Source organism: Methanoculleus sp., from assembly GCF_030019085.1.
GTDB lineage: Archaea > Halobacteriota > Methanomicrobia > Methanomicrobiales > Methanoculleaceae > Methanoculleus.
In genome coordinates, this window is record NZ_JASEFJ010000002.1 from 43,285 (window position 1) to 57,185 (window position 13,901).

The 13,901-nt window shown below is 56.5% G+C and carries 17 protein-coding genes; 10 read left to right on the forward strand and 7 right to left on the reverse strand.

From position 1 onward, the window contains the following. The first annotated feature begins 9 nt into the window (after window positions 1-9). From QMC91_RS01370 to QMC91_RS01410, 9 genes are all read left to right on the forward strand, one after another. Window positions 10-1,536 (forward strand): methanogenesis marker 3 protein, encoded by a 1,527-nt coding sequence (locus QMC91_RS01370; RefSeq protein ID WP_300234271.1) that lies wholly within the window; start codon window positions 10-12, stop codon window positions 1,534-1,536. Next, window positions 1,536-1,997 carry a methanogenesis marker 6 protein gene (locus tag QMC91_RS01375; protein ID WP_300234676.1) on the forward strand — a complete coding sequence of 154 codons (462 nt, stop codon included), beginning with the start codon at window positions 1,536-1,538 and terminating at the stop codon, window positions 1,995-1,997. The genes QMC91_RS01370 and QMC91_RS01375 overlap by 1 nt, the downstream gene beginning before the upstream one ends. 5 nt (window positions 1,998-2,002) lie before the next feature. Further along, window positions 2,003-2,455 carry a methanogenesis marker 5 protein gene (locus tag QMC91_RS01380; protein WP_300234274.1) on the forward strand — a complete coding sequence of 151 codons (453 nt, stop codon included), beginning with the start codon at window positions 2,003-2,005 and terminating at the stop codon, window positions 2,453-2,455. After that, window positions 2,452-3,690, forward strand: coding sequence for a methanogenesis marker 15 protein (locus tag QMC91_RS01385; protein WP_300234276.1), 1,239 nt, complete (start codon window positions 2,452-2,454; stop codon window positions 3,688-3,690). The genes QMC91_RS01380 and QMC91_RS01385 overlap by 4 nt, the downstream gene beginning before the upstream one ends. After that, window positions 3,691-4,275 (forward strand): methanogenesis marker 17 protein, encoded by a 585-nt coding sequence (locus QMC91_RS01390; RefSeq protein ID WP_300234279.1) that lies wholly within the window; start codon window positions 3,691-3,693, stop codon window positions 4,273-4,275. After that, a complete protein-coding gene (locus QMC91_RS01395) occupies window positions 4,272-5,213 on the forward strand; it encodes a methanogenesis marker 7 protein (protein ID WP_300234282.1) in 942 nt (313 codons plus the stop codon). The genes QMC91_RS01390 and QMC91_RS01395 overlap by 4 nt, the downstream gene beginning before the upstream one ends. 5 nt (window positions 5,214-5,218) lie before the next feature. Then, complete coding sequence (locus tag QMC91_RS01400) at window positions 5,219-5,668, forward strand: carboxymuconolactone decarboxylase family protein (RefSeq protein WP_300234285.1); 450 nt, start codon at window positions 5,219-5,221, stop codon at window positions 5,666-5,668. A gap of 24 nt (window positions 5,669-5,692) precedes the next feature. After that, window positions 5,693-7,525, forward strand: a complete 1,833-nt coding sequence (gene asnB / locus QMC91_RS01405; RefSeq protein ID WP_300234288.1) for an asparagine synthase (glutamine-hydrolyzing) — start codon at window positions 5,693-5,695, stop codon at window positions 7,523-7,525. Window positions 7,526-7,683: 158 nt separating this feature from the next. Further along, window positions 7,684-8,109, forward strand: a complete 426-nt coding sequence (locus QMC91_RS01410; RefSeq protein WP_300234291.1) for a rhodanese-like domain-containing protein — start codon at window positions 7,684-7,686, stop codon at window positions 8,107-8,109. Between the two features lie 76 nt (window positions 8,110-8,185). Here the strand turns inward: QMC91_RS01410 and groL are convergent, their stop codons facing one another. Next, complete coding sequence (gene groL, locus QMC91_RS01415) at window positions 8,186-9,799, reverse strand: chaperonin GroEL (RefSeq protein WP_300234294.1); 1,614 nt, start codon at window positions 9,797-9,799, stop codon at window positions 8,186-8,188. 12 nt (window positions 9,800-9,811) lie between these two features. Then, complete coding sequence (groES, locus tag QMC91_RS01420) at window positions 9,812-10,084, reverse strand: co-chaperone GroES (protein WP_300234296.1); 273 nt, start codon at window positions 10,082-10,084, stop codon at window positions 9,812-9,814. 138 nt (window positions 10,085-10,222) lie between these two features. Here groES and QMC91_RS01425 point away from each other — a divergent pair, with 138 nt between their 5' ends. Next, complete coding sequence (locus tag QMC91_RS01425) at window positions 10,223-10,636, forward strand: winged helix-turn-helix domain-containing protein (protein ID WP_300234299.1); 414 nt, start codon at window positions 10,223-10,225, stop codon at window positions 10,634-10,636. A 1,073-nt stretch (window positions 10,637-11,709) separates the two neighbouring features. On the opposite strand, the gene QMC91_RS01430 is transcribed toward QMC91_RS01425, so the two are convergent. Genes QMC91_RS01430 through QMC91_RS01450 form a run of 5 tightly spaced genes read right to left on the reverse strand, consistent with a single transcriptional unit; the run spans window position 11,710 to window position 13,869 of the window. After that, on the reverse strand, window positions 11,710-12,447 hold the full coding sequence (locus QMC91_RS01430; RefSeq protein ID WP_300234303.1) for a proteasome assembly chaperone family protein: 738 nt from the start codon (window positions 12,445-12,447) through the stop codon (window positions 11,710-11,712). After that, window positions 12,429-12,596: an RNA-protein complex protein Nop10 gene (locus QMC91_RS01435; RefSeq protein ID WP_300234305.1), complete on the reverse strand. Its 168-nt coding sequence runs from the start codon at window positions 12,594-12,596 to the stop codon at window positions 12,429-12,431. Before QMC91_RS01435 ends, QMC91_RS01430 begins: the two co-directional genes overlap by 19 nt. A gap of 11 nt (window positions 12,597-12,607) precedes the next feature. After that, on the reverse strand, window positions 12,608-13,387 hold the full coding sequence (locus QMC91_RS01440) for a translation initiation factor IF-2 subunit alpha (protein ID WP_300234308.1): 780 nt from the start codon (window positions 13,385-13,387) through the stop codon (window positions 12,608-12,610). A gap of 7 nt (window positions 13,388-13,394) precedes the next feature. Then, window positions 13,395-13,583, reverse strand: a complete 189-nt coding sequence (locus QMC91_RS01445) for a 30S ribosomal protein S27e (protein WP_300234311.1) — start codon at window positions 13,581-13,583, stop codon at window positions 13,395-13,397. A 7-nt stretch (window positions 13,584-13,590) separates the two neighbouring features. Next, a complete protein-coding gene (locus QMC91_RS01450) occupies window positions 13,591-13,869 on the reverse strand; it encodes a 50S ribosomal protein L44e (RefSeq protein WP_300234314.1) in 279 nt (92 codons plus the stop codon). Window positions 13,870-13,901 lie beyond the last annotated feature (32 nt).

A 13,901-nucleotide genomic window follows, 5' to 3' on the forward strand; every position in this document is an offset into this window, starting at 1 on the left:
GTGCGTCTGATGGAGATCCAGCTGGACGGCAAACGCGTTGAGGTTCCGGAGGGATCGTCTCTCGGTGATCTTCTCCCGGGGTGGGACTGGCATTGCAGCGTCGCCGTCATACGTCCGAGGGTGGAGGAGGATGTGGCAGAGTCAGCGGAGATCAGATTAACCACCACAGCGGGAGATCTGGTGGTCGAGATGTCGGATCCCGCGGTAGCCAGCCGTCTCCTTCAGCCAGAGATCGCGGGGCGGCTACACCTGCACTGGCAGGATCGCTATGCCGCTGCTTTCGGCCCGTTCAAGTCCGATATCCACCCGGCACGAGAACCCTGGCATTACGAGCGTGGAGACGTGATACTGGGATGCGGCGGCTATGCTCCCTCCAGGTCATATCTGATCTTTGCGCGCATCAGGCATGTTGCCGACCACGGTGCCTCGAGAGGGGGCGGTGTTATCGGCCGGGTTGTCACAGGCCGTGGTGTGATCGATCGGTTCGGGGAGGGGGATCAGATAACCGGGGTCGAACGCGTGCTCCAGCGCGCCGACCGCTCGCACGCCGTTATAACCCACGATGCAACCTTCCCGCTTGAGGATGGGATGCGGATCATCTCCTATCTGGAGGTGGCTGTGCAGGGTTTCAGCAAGGAGCAGATAGATACCACAACCGCCAGGAGTGTTGAGCATTTCCTTCTTTCCGTGCAGGATGGTAGATTCAAGGTTAATCGTTCTAGCAGTACCTATATCACCGATACGCGTCTCGTCCCGACAGTTGTCCCGATGGAACTCCAGCGTTCAAGGCTTGAGGGAACGGTCACGCTCAGGACGTCGGGAAAATCTTCGGGGGCGGTCTACATCTATACGCAGGGCGTATCTCCAAGTCCGGTACATACCGTTGTGGGTAGAGTAGTCCATGGCATCGACCTCGCCCGGTTTGCTGGTGAAGGTGACATTCTGGCAATCAGGGCAGAGCCCGAACGGTTCGATCTCATCGGTCTTGCGGTGGACGAGGCAAAAGAGGTCGCCTCCAGTCGGGGGATCTCCCTGACCGCCAATGTAGCCGGGGGTGATCGCATCGTGGTCGGCCAGAGTCCGGAGACGACACTCGAGGTTCTTGCTGCTGGTGAGGTCAGGGTCGATACCGAGCCACCCGAGCGGGTTATCGCCATCAGCCTTGATGATGAGGCCGCACCAAGGTCGGTCAGGATATTTCGTGAGGCGACCGGGCTCAAACACCATGCTATCGGAAAGATGCCACTTATCTTCATCTTTGAGGATGTCTACCTCTTCAAACCAAAGATAGAGAAGAGTGTCGGGATCATACCTGAGAACACCCCCACAGGTGAGGTGCCGGCATTCATACTCGCGATGACGAACGACTCTCGCAGGGGGGTGGGCATGGTCGGCGTCCGCACAACATCCAACTCCGAATTTGGTCCGACCTCTGAGCCTCTCACGGGAACTAACATCATCGGTAAAGTGCTCGATACGGAGAAACTGGCGGGACTGCGTGAAGGCTCGACGGTATATGTAAGGGAGGTTAAATGATGGCCGAATACACCCCGGGGTATGCTGGGACGGTGACCAAATACGTCTTCATCGAGTCACCCAGCATGACGCCTGGTGAACTCGCGCTTCGGGCGTATGAGGCTTCTGAGGGAGTTCTCATCAAAGAGACCTGTTTTGGGCTGCAGGTGACCGGTGAAGCGGATGCAGTCGATAGACTCATCAAGGTCATCCGCAGCATCGATCCAGACCACATATTCGTCAAAGACAGGGGGTTCCCGCCGGGGGATTCGAGACGTTGCCGGGCGAACCTTGGCGGGGCGAGACCTGGCTATCTCGGGCATGAGCGGGAGTTTCGACTTCTGCGCTACATCAGCCGTGGGCTTGAGGAACTCGAACGAGGGGAGGGCGAGGAGCCCGAACCGGTGCCTCCCGGTCACGAAAAAAGACCAAAACTCGATATAAAACGATTACAAGACCTGATAAACTTAGAGGAGCCCTGAATTCAATGGCAAAGGTGTTTATCTACCCTGCAACGAGCCTTATCCTGTCCGACCTGGTGGCCAGGTTTGGCCATAAACCCCTCGGTGCAGCCCTCGGTATCCGGGAGCGGATACAGACCGCCGGGGTCGACTCCCCCCCCCTTCAGATCACACCCGAAGAACCAAAGCGCGGCCTGAAGTATGCGGCAGTCGAGGTGCCCTCAGGTGTCAGGGGGAGGATGGCAATCTACGGCCCCCTCATCGAGGAGGCCGAGGCCGCAATCATCGTCAACGATGCCGATCTCGCGTTCGGGTGCATGGGCTGCGCCAGAACCAACGAGTTGATCCTCTTTACCCTGCGCCAGAGTGGTATCCCGATCCTGGAACTGGACTATCCCGGGGACGAGGAAGAGGGCGTCCGGTTTGTAGCGGCTGTCAGGAAGTTCCTTGATGGTCTACCAGAGGAGGTTGAAGCGTGAGCCGGAAGGTGCGGATTGCGCAGTTATCCTGCGGGTCGGAGTACAGTGGTGTCCAGAACGAGATCTACCGGGCCGCCGAGGCGGTGGATGCGGAGGTCTTCTTCCCTGACATAGCGTTAGCTGACGTTGAGCGGGCTGTGGATGCATTCGGCCTGGACGTCCGGAGCGCTGATCTGAAACTTATGATTGGTCGTGGCATGGCCCTGGTGGAGGGGAAGGTTGATGCCGACGCGGTCTTCATCGGCACATGTTTCCGGTGCGCTGAGGCGGCGATCGTCCGAAACGAACTCAGGCGCTACATCCATGAGAACTCCAGGCTGCCGGTTGTGAGTTACTCCTTCACTGAGCGGACTACCGCAGGGACGCTCCTCACGCGGATGGAGGCGCTGACCACCATCGCCCGGCGGAGGGCGCTCCTTGCCCGCGAAGCGCAGACCGGAATCACGATGGGCATCGATTCTGGATCTAGCACCACAAAGGCCGCCGTGATGAAGGACAACGAGATCATTGGTACCGGCTGGCTCCCAACGACCGAGGTCATCAAGAGTGCCGAGGGAGTCGTCGCCCAGGCGCTCGAGATGGCCGGTCTTGTCCGTGAAGATATCCAGGCGATCGGAACCACCGGTTACGGGCGTTTCCTGGTCGGCAGGCACTTCGGGGCCGACCTGGTCCAGGAGGAGTTGACAGTGAACTCGAAAGGCGCAGTCTACCTTGCTGACCATCAGCGGGGCGCTTCAACCGTCATCGATATCGGCGGGATGGACAACAAGGCTATCAGCGTGATAGACGGTATCCCCGGGACGTTTACTATGGGCGGGATCTGCGCCGGGGCAAGCGGCCGGTTCCTTGAGATGACTGCAAAACGTCTTGGCGTCGATATCACCGAACTCGGCCCCCTGGCCATGAAAGGTCTGTCAAAGAACGTCCCGATGAACAGTTACTGTATCGTATTCGGGACACAGAGCCTGGTGAACGCGCTCGCCGCAGGGAGCTCCCGTGAGGATGTGGCGGCCGCGGCCTGTCACAGCGTGGCGGAACAGGTGTTCGAGCAGCAGTTGCAGGAGATCGATATCAAGGAACCGGTTATCATGGTCGGCGGCACATCCCTGATCGAGGGTCTGGTTCACGCTATGGGCGATCTCCTGCAGGTAAAGGTCGTTGTTCCGCCACACTCACAGTATATCGGTGCGGTTGGCTCTGCCCTGCTTGCTTCAGGGTTCATTGAAGGGGAGTAGATGCCTCCGCTGAACTACTTCGTTGTAGAGTCGCCGGACGATGTCGGGAGGAGGGCCTACGAGCGTGTCGCAGGCGATGTCCTCCAGGATCTGGATCTCATCAAGGTGATCGATCGATTGCATATCTACGTCGACCCGAAGATCCCTATCTTCGTTGCTGCGGGCGTCCTGCGCCACATGCCACGCGCAATCTATCTTGGCGACTTTGCAAACGTCAAACGTGGCGATACCGAGATAGTCCTCGATATTGGCGATGAGACCTATCTTGCGCCGCTGCTCAGGGTGCTCTGGGAGATTTATGGCAAGGAGAACGTTGAACAGCCTGATCGTTTCACCATAGTCCTCCCGGCTGGTATGGCGGGGGAAGAAGACCTCGAGCAGGTTGTGGTTGCTGATCCAAGCGAGACGCTGCATAAAGATGTCATCTACGCGATGCAGTACATGGCTCCGGAAGGTTTCAAGGTCCGTCGCCAGTATATCCGGGAAGGGAAGTTTTACTATGTTGCAAGTGAGGATACGCTTCCCGATGATGTCGTGGAGAGGTGGGTCATGCCGCTCTTTGAGAAGATGGGGGTTACTCTGTGACAACGCTGGTTCCTGTGACCTACAAGGGGGGCGTCTATCGGCACGACGAGATCATGGATCTGATCGATGACCTCGGTGGCTACGTGGTGCAGAAACACGTCATGGCCCAGGACGTCGTGCTCCAGTCGTTTGTGCCCCGTGATGACATCGAACTGATACGTGCGGTTGCCAAACCTCTCGCCGGGCAGGTGACCGAGGCTCCCCTTGTCGGGACTGAGATCGCTGTTGTCAGTCCGAGCCTTGAGATCCACCACCTACCTCATACCTCCTGCGATATCGCCGAGTATCTGAGGCGTTCAGGAGCAAAGACCAATATGGTTGGACTTGCCAGAGGATTCGGGAAGCGGATTGCAAACCTCAACGACGAGGAACGCGACGTCATCAACGAGCACGATCTCGCTGTATACATGCTCGGCAACTTTGAGGAGTGCATACAACATAAGTTCCCTGTGCTCCGCCGTGGGATCCACGTTCCAATCGTGGTGACCGGTGCTCCAGACCGCGAGACTTTGATGCGGATCATCGATCCGCCGGTTGAAGGGTATGTCGGAGGCATCGGCAGGATCATGCACCGGTTCAAGCGCCCGGAGGAACTCGCGAAACTTGATGAGCTGGTGGACGAGGTCTCGCGCGTACTGGACGCACGCCGTGATGTTCTTGCAAAGGATCCTCTCTCAGTCTTTCCACCACGTCTGATGACGATCATCGAGGAGGAGCTCCCGGAGGTCACGCTACTGACGCACCCGACGCCGGTGACAGTACAGATGGAGGGACTGAGGGTGAAACTCCCCTACGAATACTATGCTCCGGAGATCAGGTCGCTTGAGGTCACCGAGGGCGTCACGGTCGGGGATATCGCCGAGGTTACACCGTCGCGGATGCGCAACTACATATTGATCAGGGTGAAACCTTTCTCGGAAACCAGGATATTGGTGTAGTTGCGATGGACTTTGAGAAGATACTCGCAAGGATTATGGAACGTGGGCAAAACGCCTTCGCGGAAGATCTCCTCCTGGAGATCGAGAGAGAATATGGCAAGGTTCCCCTTATCTTTGAGAAGATGGCTGAACGGCCAGAGATCCTCATCTCGCACCTCCTTTACAAGGGGGCTGTCACGGAGACCAGCCAGCTCGAGCCGAAGGTGATCGAACTTATCAGCCTTGCGGTGGGGGCAGCGCTCAAGTGCAGCCACTGTGTTGAGTATCATATGCAGACAGCGATGGCAAAAGGCGCGACGCGGGCCGAGGTTCTGGAGGTGATCCTGATCGCGGGTATGCTTGCAAACTCTGCCGTTCTGGCGGATGCGTACCGGGTGGTGGACAGCTCATCTGCCTCCTGCCCCACGTGCGATATCAACGGTACAGGGCTGAATAAGACCTTTTCGGATAAGTAATAGTTAGTTACCGGTATCCCTGGTATGTGTGGTATTGCCGGGCAGTTTGTCCTTGACGGGGGAGAGGCAGATGCAGCCCTCATCGCTGCGATGGCAGAGAGACTTGCCCATCGGGGGCCGGATGGGGAGGGAAGCTTCTGCTCGGGGCCGGTCGGCCTCGCCCACCGCCGTCTTGCCATCATCGACCTCTCTGATGAGGGGAGGCAACCGATGGCAAACGAGGACGGCTCGATATGGGTCGTCTTCAACGGCGAGATCTACAACTACCGCGAACTCCGGGGCGAACTCCAGGCTGCAGGACACTCTTTCTTCTCAGCAACCGACACGGAGGTGATCCTCCATGCCTACGAGGAGTGGGGGAGAGACTGCCTGCAGCGGTTCAACGGCATGTGGGCTTTTGCTATCTGGGACGGACGTCGGCGTGAACTCTTCTGCGCCCGCGACCGTCTGGGCATCAAGCCTTTTTACTATACAGTGGTCGGGGTTTCGTTCCTCTTTGCCTCGGAGATCAAGGCGCTCCGTGCACACCCCGATGCCGGGAAACGACCGAACGACCGGATGCTTCTGACATTTCTGGCCTGGGGTGTTGCCGACCATACTCCAGAGACGATGTACGATGGCATCTTCCAGCTCCCTCCGGCACACAGGCTTCTGGTCACAGAGAAAGGTGTTGGAGATCCGGAGCGCTACTGGGATTTTGAGATGAACCCGACCCCGCGTGGTGTTGGGGTCGACGACGAGGCCGCTGCACGAGAACTCCGGAATCTCCTGACCGATGCAGTCAGACTCAGGTTGAGGAGCGACGTTCCTGTCGGGACGTGCCTATCTGGCGGGATCGATTCATCGACTGTAACCGCCATCATCAACCATCTACTGCGTGCAGAGAGCCCGGAGAGCGTTGGTGATCGGCAGAAGACGTTCTCGGTCTGCTTTGAGGACGAGAGGTTTGATGAGAGCAGCTACATCGATACGGTGGTTGCTGCGACCGGGGTCGAGAACCGCCGGACGACGCCCGGCACGGACGGTCTCTGGGAGGATATCGAGCGGTTACTCTACATGCAGGATGAGCCGTTTGCATCTCTCTCGATCTACGCTCAGTACTGCGTGATGCGGCTTGCACAGGATGAGGTGAAGGTGGTTCTCGACGGGCAGGGCGCAGATGAGCAACTTGGAGGATACATTGCTTATCTGGTGCCCTATATCCGCACCCTTCTCGGCCATGGTGAGATCCTGGCTGCACTCAGGGAGATTATCGGGAGTTTGAGGTTGCACAGTTCGTTCTTCTGGTGGGCGTTCCGTCAGGTTCTTGTCCGGTCAGAGCGGCGTGACCTTCTCCTGGGGTCTCCGCCGGAAGTTCTCCGCTACGCAGGAACCCTCGATGAGGTGTTGAAACGGGAGATCACGGTCTCCAACCTCCCACTACTGCTGCACTGGGAAGACAGGAACTCGATGGCTTTCTCGATCGAGGCCCGTGTTCCGTTCCTGGATTACCGGGTGGTGGAGTACCTCGCGTCGCTCCCGCTCGACCAGAAGATTCGCCACGGTATCACAAAGTACGTTCTTCGAAGTGCGATCAGGGGCCTCGTCGCTGACGCTGTTCGCTGCAGGACCGACAAGATGGGTTTCGTCACCCCCGAGGAGGTGTGGATGAGGGGTGAGCTCGCACCCCGCGTCCTTGAACTCTTCTCCTCGCCGGAGTTCCTCCGGAGGCCCTACTGGGATGCAGAGCGTGTGCTCAGGAACTACCGGGAGTTCCTCGCGGGAAAGAGCGCTTATTCCACCGAGTTCTGGCGGATAGCCTGTGCAGAACTGTGGCTCCGGGGGTTTGAACAAGCGCAGCTCGATGTAGCGACCTGAGACGTTACAGACCGTGCACCTGGATGATCCCTATAGTGAAGAACGGATCATCGTATAACCGATAACGGGAAAAAGGGATGTTTCTGCCGCCATATCCAATCGGGTTGTGGTTGGTTGACCGAAACCCCTTTATTGTCGTTCCCGATGAATATGGGTGTATGGTAGATAACCACCGTCTCCCACCGCTGGTTCTTGTCGTTCTCAGCCTAACCCTCACCTGCGCCTGTCTGGGAAACACGCCGGGCCATGGTGACCCGAATCCGGGGCTGATCTCTCCTGCTCTGGCCGCCACCATGATCGAAGAGATGAGAGACGACCCGGGATTTGTCATAATCGATGTCAGGACAGTGGACGAGTTTGCCGCCGGGCACATCCCCGGCGCAATCAACATAGACTCGGCAACCCTTGCTGAACAGATCGATAACCTCGATCCGAACGGAACCTACCTTATATACTGCCGGCGAGGAGGGCGGAGCGCAGGCGTTCACAGCCTGATGCGCGAGGCCGGGTTCAGTGAAGTCTACGAGATAGAGGGTGGGATCAGCGCCTGGCAGGCAGAAGGACTGCCCGTGGCAGTGGGCTGAATGGGCAAGACCCGGAACCACTGCCACGTCTGTCTCTGCGTGAAAACAGAGAGGGGGGAAAAAGGGACAATTTGCCTCAGATTATGATCGCAGCTGTCCTTGTATCTTTCTCTTCGTCGAAATCGGTGATTGCGACCTCCGTCGTGAGGATCAGCCCTGCGATGGAGGCGGCGTTCTGAAGCGCAAGACGGACCACCTTCGCGGGATCGATGACGCCATTCTCTATCAGGTCCTCGTATTCACCGGTCTTTGCGTTGTAGCCGAACGCTGGGTCGTCACTCCCCCTAACGGTGGCGATGACTTCGGCACCTTCAACACCGGCGTTCTCTGCGATCTGACGGATGGGTTCCTCCAGCGCCCGGCGAACTATGGAGACCCCAATCTTCCGATCGTCGTCGAACTGCAGCGCCTCAAGGTTCCCGATCGCGCGGAAGAGTGTGACGCCACCACCGGCAACAACACCCTCTTCGACTGCAGCTTTGGTGGCGTTTAAGGCATCGTCGATCCGCATCTTCTTCTCTTTAAGTTCGGTCTCGGTTGCCGCCCCGACCTTGATGACCGCGACCCCGCCACCAAGGTTTCCAAGCCTCTTCCGGAGTTCGTCTTTCTTCCACTCTGAGTCAGAAATATTTATCTGAGACTCGATCAGGCGCATCCGCTCTTCGAGAGCCTTGCGGTCACCCTTGCCGCCGACTATAAGGGTCTTCTCTCCATCGACCCTGACAGTGTGGGCCGAACCAAAGACCTGTCTGGATACGTTCTCCAGTTTCATCCCCTTATCCTCGGATATAACCGTTGCACCAGTGAGTACGGCGATATCCTCCAGGAGTTCCTTGCGATCATCCCCGAACCCTGGTGCCCTGACCGCACAGGCCTTGAGAGAACCGCGTATGATGTTCAGAATGAGCGCTGCCTGAGCTTCGCCATCGAGGTCCTCGGCGATTATCAGGAGCGGTTTACCGTCCTGTGCGGCGATCTCGAGTATGGGGAGCATCTGTTTGAGTGAGGTGATCTTACGATCTGTGATCAGGATGTAGGGGTCTTCGTATTCGCAGACCATCTTCTCCGGGTCTGTGATCATGTATGGAGAGATGTAACCCTGGTCAAACTGCATCCCCCTGACCACGTCGAGACTGGTCTCAAGGCTCTTTGCATCCTCAACGGTGATAAGCCCGCTGTATCCTACCTTGTCCATCGCATCCGCGATAAGTTTCCCGATCTCTTCGTCGTTGTTGGCCGAGATTGTAGCAACCTGCAGGATCCTGTCCCGCTCCCTGACAGGGATGCTTGTCGACCGGATATACTCAACGACCGCCCCGACCGCGGCCTCGATGCCCCGCCTCACATCGTTGGGGTTGGCCCCTGCGGCTATGTTCTTCAGTCCCCCCGTGAGGATAGCCTGTGTGAGCAGGGTTGCTGTTGTGGTCCCATCACCTGTCTTGTCCTGGGTGTTCTGGGCAACCTCTTTTACGAGTTTCGCCCCGATATTCTCGAACTTGTCATGTAGAGAGATCTCCTTTGCAATCGTCACACCGTCGTTTGTCACGATGGGGTTTGTTGGTTTGTCGATCACAACATACCTGCCTCTCGGGCCGAGCGTGATCTTGACAGTGTCTGCAACTTTGTTGACTCCGGCAAGGATCGCTTTGCGGGCGTCTTCATCGAACATGAGCTGTTTTGACGATGCCACACTCTCACCTCCTTACTCAATCTTTGCCAGGATGTCCTTAAACGGGACGAAGACGTAGGTCTCAGAGTCAATCTCAAACGTGTCCGAACTGTAACCACCGTAGAGAACGTGATCGCCTGGCTTTAGTGGGAGGTTTGTTCCGTCATCGCGTTTGCCCACCGCAATGACAGCCCCCTCTTTTCTGGTCTCGCGTGCTGATTCGGGGATGTAAATACCACTCTTTGTAACCTCTTCTTTCTTGATTGGCTTGATAAGCACCCGTTCTCCGATTGGGATAATTTCCATACCTCTATCACCTCTAGAGGATGTTTACATCAATATTTTACACCCCTGTAAATATTTAAACCTTATCAAAATTATCGAAATCATATTAATATTATGGATATGTTTATACGATCCGGGCACGATAGAGATGAGTGAAAGATGGCCCCAATTGCAAAGCAGATAACGTTCAGGCAGATCGAGAGACCGAGGGGGAGAGGGGCGGAAGAAAACCTGGAATGGCTCTTCAACAGCCTCGGCATAGGTGAGGGGAGAGATGTTGATCAGGTTGCCAGGCGGATCCTGGCCGCACTCCTTTATTATCAGAGTGCCGGAGAGGGTGCATCGGTGGAGAAGATCTCCCGTGACCTGAACATCTCCAGTTCGCGTGTTAACCACCACATAAGAAACCTTGTAAACGCCGGTGTCGTCTACCGCCACAAGAAACGGATCTATCTACGCGGGCATTCCCTCCAGTCGCTGGTGCAGGAGTTACGTAAAGACGCTCTCCGTGTTATTGAAGACATCGAGGCCGCGGCTGCTGAGATTGACAGGTCGTTTGGCCTTGATAAATGACTGCTGAGGCCTGAGGCGAGAGCCGCACCCCACCAAATCTTTCCTGGATAGATATTGCCATCGAATTCCCTATTTCCAGTCTCAATGATGGTGATGCGAAACGTCCCTATCTCCTGGTTTATCCGATGGAAGGAAAGATCGTTTGAGTAGATCTGTATTGCCAGTGGATACCGTTTTATTCAGATATCTCAGCGGATCTTTAAGGCAGGGGGTGCGCCGTAGGCAGTGCCTGAGACGGGACGCAATTGCCCTGTCCACTGCTGGACACGGACTACACTAAAAAACCACATGATGCCCGTCAGGGCTACAGGCATACCGGATGAAAATCGGGGGTCATTTTCATACGAAAGATCTACCTCAGGCCCTCTTCTTCAGGCTCTCGATCCTTCGGTCTATCATATCGATCATGACCTGCATCCGCGTCTTCTGGGCTTCCAGCATAGCGATCTCCTCCTCGACCGTGAGCGACTGCATCCATCCGCATGGTCCCTGGCAGGAGCATCCGTGACCGTGTTGATGAACCGGATTACACATTCTGATTCACCTCCGCTCAATTGCTTACACAAACATTATAATTTATGTGGTATAATACTACCTGGTCTATATTAATAACGAGTATGAAAAAGTGTGGCGATGGAATAGGTTTCGATCCCTTCGAGGGTAGCATCACCACTATTGGCCCGGAAATGGGCGGTCCTGTTCATAAGCCTCCTTGGCAGTCACGAACGGTTGCGTTTCAACAATATCATGGAGATCCGGGGCCCGGGTCTTTCGCTGGCACCCCGAACGAACTGCAGAAATAGGGACCTGTTCGGTGGGAGGCGTCTGCCAGGACCCCCTGCATGCGGAGGCCTAACTGACAGCGGACTGGCGCCACCTCTCTGAGGCGATCATCCCGGCGGTCCGCCTGGGCAGATGTGAGAGGTAAAAAGTCCGGAAAGACCCTGGTGCGGCCTGTGGCTACAGCAACGGCTACCCACCGGAGATGGTAAGATAGTGTACCTGGTCATGTCCCTCAGGTTGCCAGGCCAGGGGAGATGATGAATCCGTTTTTTGCGAATCTGCAAAGAAAATTAGCCGATATAGGTCAGGTCTTCCCGACCTCTGGCCTCTTCGGTTTCCTGGATCTTTGCTATGATCCGCTCCATTTCTTCGGCACGCTGCTGCAGCAGGGTGTGGTCAACCTCGATCCCGATGAGGCGGGAGAGCACTGTGAGAAGGTTGTCGGCGCTCCTTGGATCGACAATATAGCCGCTCGTCTCGCCCATCAGGCAGACACCCTCTATGCCCCGTGCAAGGCCAAGGCCGAGCAGAAGGCCTGAAGCTCCAACGATCATCCCGCCGCCCTCAAACGATCCCCCGGCGCTCTCGACCTCTGGCAGGAGGCTCTCCGTATTTACTGCGGCAAGCACCCTCGGGCTCTCGACCAGGTGGCCGACACCGTAGCCCCCGAGTGTGTATATCCGCCGCACCCCAAGGTCCTGTGCGATGTCCAGATAACATTCGGTCAGGATATAATGGCCTTCGGCCGAGGTGCTCTGAAAATCACCCACAAGGAATAGGATTGCCTGGCCGTTCTTCTCGCAGCGGTAGATCTCGTTGTTGACAAGAGATGTGACGCCACGCTCATCGACCACCACCTGGGGCGGAAAATAGATCGAAGTGATCTCCCCGATCTTCTCGGCCTCAAGTTCATGAATCAGATGCTCGGCAACAAGTTTTCCAACATGTCCTATACCGGGCAGCCCCTCGATCAGGACAGAGGCCTCGATCTCCTCATCTCTCGTAAAGGTTACTGTGACGTCTTCCATCTGCGCAGCATCCTTCTGTAATACCCGTACCTATCCTGTGGTGAAAAACGTGCCGGATGAGCCGGCCCGCATCGCCTACCGCAGACCGGGCAGACGGTTGAGAGGGTATATCTCCCCTCGTGTGGGCAGCGGCGAATGCGACTGTTCATATGATGAAAACCTACCCGGTCTTCTGTTTCCGGACAAACTTGCCGGTGCCGCCTGCTCTTTCAACCACGCCGATTGCAGCGTTCGCCGCCCTCTCGATCGCCTTCTCGGCCTCCTTATAGTCCGGTGCAGTCACCTTTATCCGGTACGTCGGGGCACCGACGTAGACCAGGTCGATATCAACGTTATCTATCTTCGGTTGCGCACTTCGGAGAGCCCGGCGGATCACGTTGACACCGTCAGGCCGCGGTGTTGTCAGTACGAGGTAGCCGCTGATCGTCACGCGCGGGATTTTCACGTTCTCGTTTGCGACGTTGATGAGTGCTTTTTTCACAGGTTCATCCAGGTTCAACCTCTCTGCAGCCTCACCGCTGGTAGCGACGATCTCTTCAAATGCAGGGTATAACTGGCCGTATTCATGGTATATGGCCTCTTCGATGACAACCCTGTCCACCCCGGCAGCCTCCGCGGCAAACCCGATCCATTTTGCGGCTTTCTGTTCGTTCTTCCACTCGTGAATCTTCTCGCGCCGCTGGTGCTCGTTCACGTCTTTTAACGAGAGATCGATGTGACCGCGTTCTGGGTCCACGTTCAGGACCTTACAGACGACCTTCTGTCCTTCACGTACGTAGTCCCGGATGTACTTAATCCAGCCCCGCGCAATCTCGGAGATCGGTATGAGCCCTCTACGGCCTTTGTACTCATCGAGGGTCACGAACGCCGCAAAGTCCTTGACGTCAGAGACGGTGCAGACAACAAGTTCTCCTTCCTCGGGCCACTCTCTCTCGTGCATGGAACACTCACTCAACGACTGCAACAACCTCAGCCTTTATATCGGCTTTTCCGCCACGGGGCTCTGCAAGAACCCGCCCGCAGACGTTGCACTCAACAACGGTGCTTGCCCGCTCAAAGACGAGTTGCTCGTTCTCGCAGTCGGGGCACTTTACCCTCAGGAACGTGCTCCTGTTCTCTCTGCTTACCCTGACCATGTCATTCTCACTCCGTAAGCTCAAATTTGCCGATCCTGACCCCTGGGCGGAGATGGGACTTTCCACAGACCGTGCACCGGTACTTGACATTGGTCCTCTTTGTCGGTTTGTCGCCGCCAGGAACCTTGCTGAACTTCCCCATGTTGCCAACCGTGCTCCTGCGTGCCTTCTGGCGGTCGATCCAGTTGAAGTGACGCACTTTGCCCCTCTTCACCTTCACAACCTCGTGAACCTGATGGCTCCTGCAGAACGGACAATACGTCTTGAATTTGGACGGCATTTTCATGATATTAACCTCTATTCAATAGATTCGGGTAC

Excerpts from the sequence above, each read along its gene's own strand:
- QMC91_RS01375 (WP_300234676.1), top strand. The coding sequence starts at position 1,536 with ATGGCCGAATACACCCCGGGGTATGCTGGGACGGTGACCAAATACGTC.
- QMC91_RS01435 (WP_300234305.1), bottom strand. The coding sequence starts at position 12,596 with ATGAACAGTCGCATTCGCCGCTGCCCACACGAGGGGAGATATACCCTC.
- groES (WP_300234296.1), bottom strand. The coding sequence starts at position 10,084 with ATGGAAATTATCCCAATCGGAGAACGGGTGCTTATCAAGCCAATCAAG.
- QMC91_RS01400 (WP_300234285.1), top strand. The coding sequence starts at position 5,219 with ATGGACTTTGAGAAGATACTCGCAAGGATTATGGAACGTGGGCAAAAC.
- QMC91_RS01440 (WP_300234308.1), bottom strand. The coding sequence starts at position 13,387 with ATGCACGAGAGAGAGTGGCCCGAGGAAGGAGAACTTGTTGTCTGCACC.
- QMC91_RS01380 (WP_300234274.1), top strand. The coding sequence starts at position 2,003 with ATGGCAAAGGTGTTTATCTACCCTGCAACGAGCCTTATCCTGTCCGAC.
- QMC91_RS01390 (WP_300234279.1), top strand. The coding sequence starts at position 3,691 with ATGCCTCCGCTGAACTACTTCGTTGTAGAGTCGCCGGACGATGTCGGG.
- QMC91_RS01450 (WP_300234314.1), bottom strand. The coding sequence starts at position 13,869 with ATGAAAATGCCGTCCAAATTCAAGACGTATTGTCCGTTCTGCAGGAGC.
- QMC91_RS01430 (WP_300234303.1), bottom strand. The coding sequence starts at position 12,447 with ATGGAAGACGTCACAGTAACCTTTACGAGAGATGAGGAGATCGAGGCC.
- asnB (WP_300234288.1), top strand. The coding sequence starts at position 5,693 with ATGTGTGGTATTGCCGGGCAGTTTGTCCTTGACGGGGGAGAGGCAGAT.
- QMC91_RS01370 (WP_300234271.1), top strand. The coding sequence starts at position 10 with ATGGAGATCCAGCTGGACGGCAAACGCGTTGAGGTTCCGGAGGGATCG.
- QMC91_RS01425 (WP_300234299.1), top strand. The coding sequence starts at position 10,223 with ATGGCCCCAATTGCAAAGCAGATAACGTTCAGGCAGATCGAGAGACCG.
- QMC91_RS01445 (WP_300234311.1), bottom strand. The coding sequence starts at position 13,583 with ATGGTCAGGGTAAGCAGAGAGAACAGGAGCACGTTCCTGAGGGTAAAG.
- QMC91_RS01410 (WP_300234291.1), top strand. The coding sequence starts at position 7,684 with ATGGTAGATAACCACCGTCTCCCACCGCTGGTTCTTGTCGTTCTCAGC.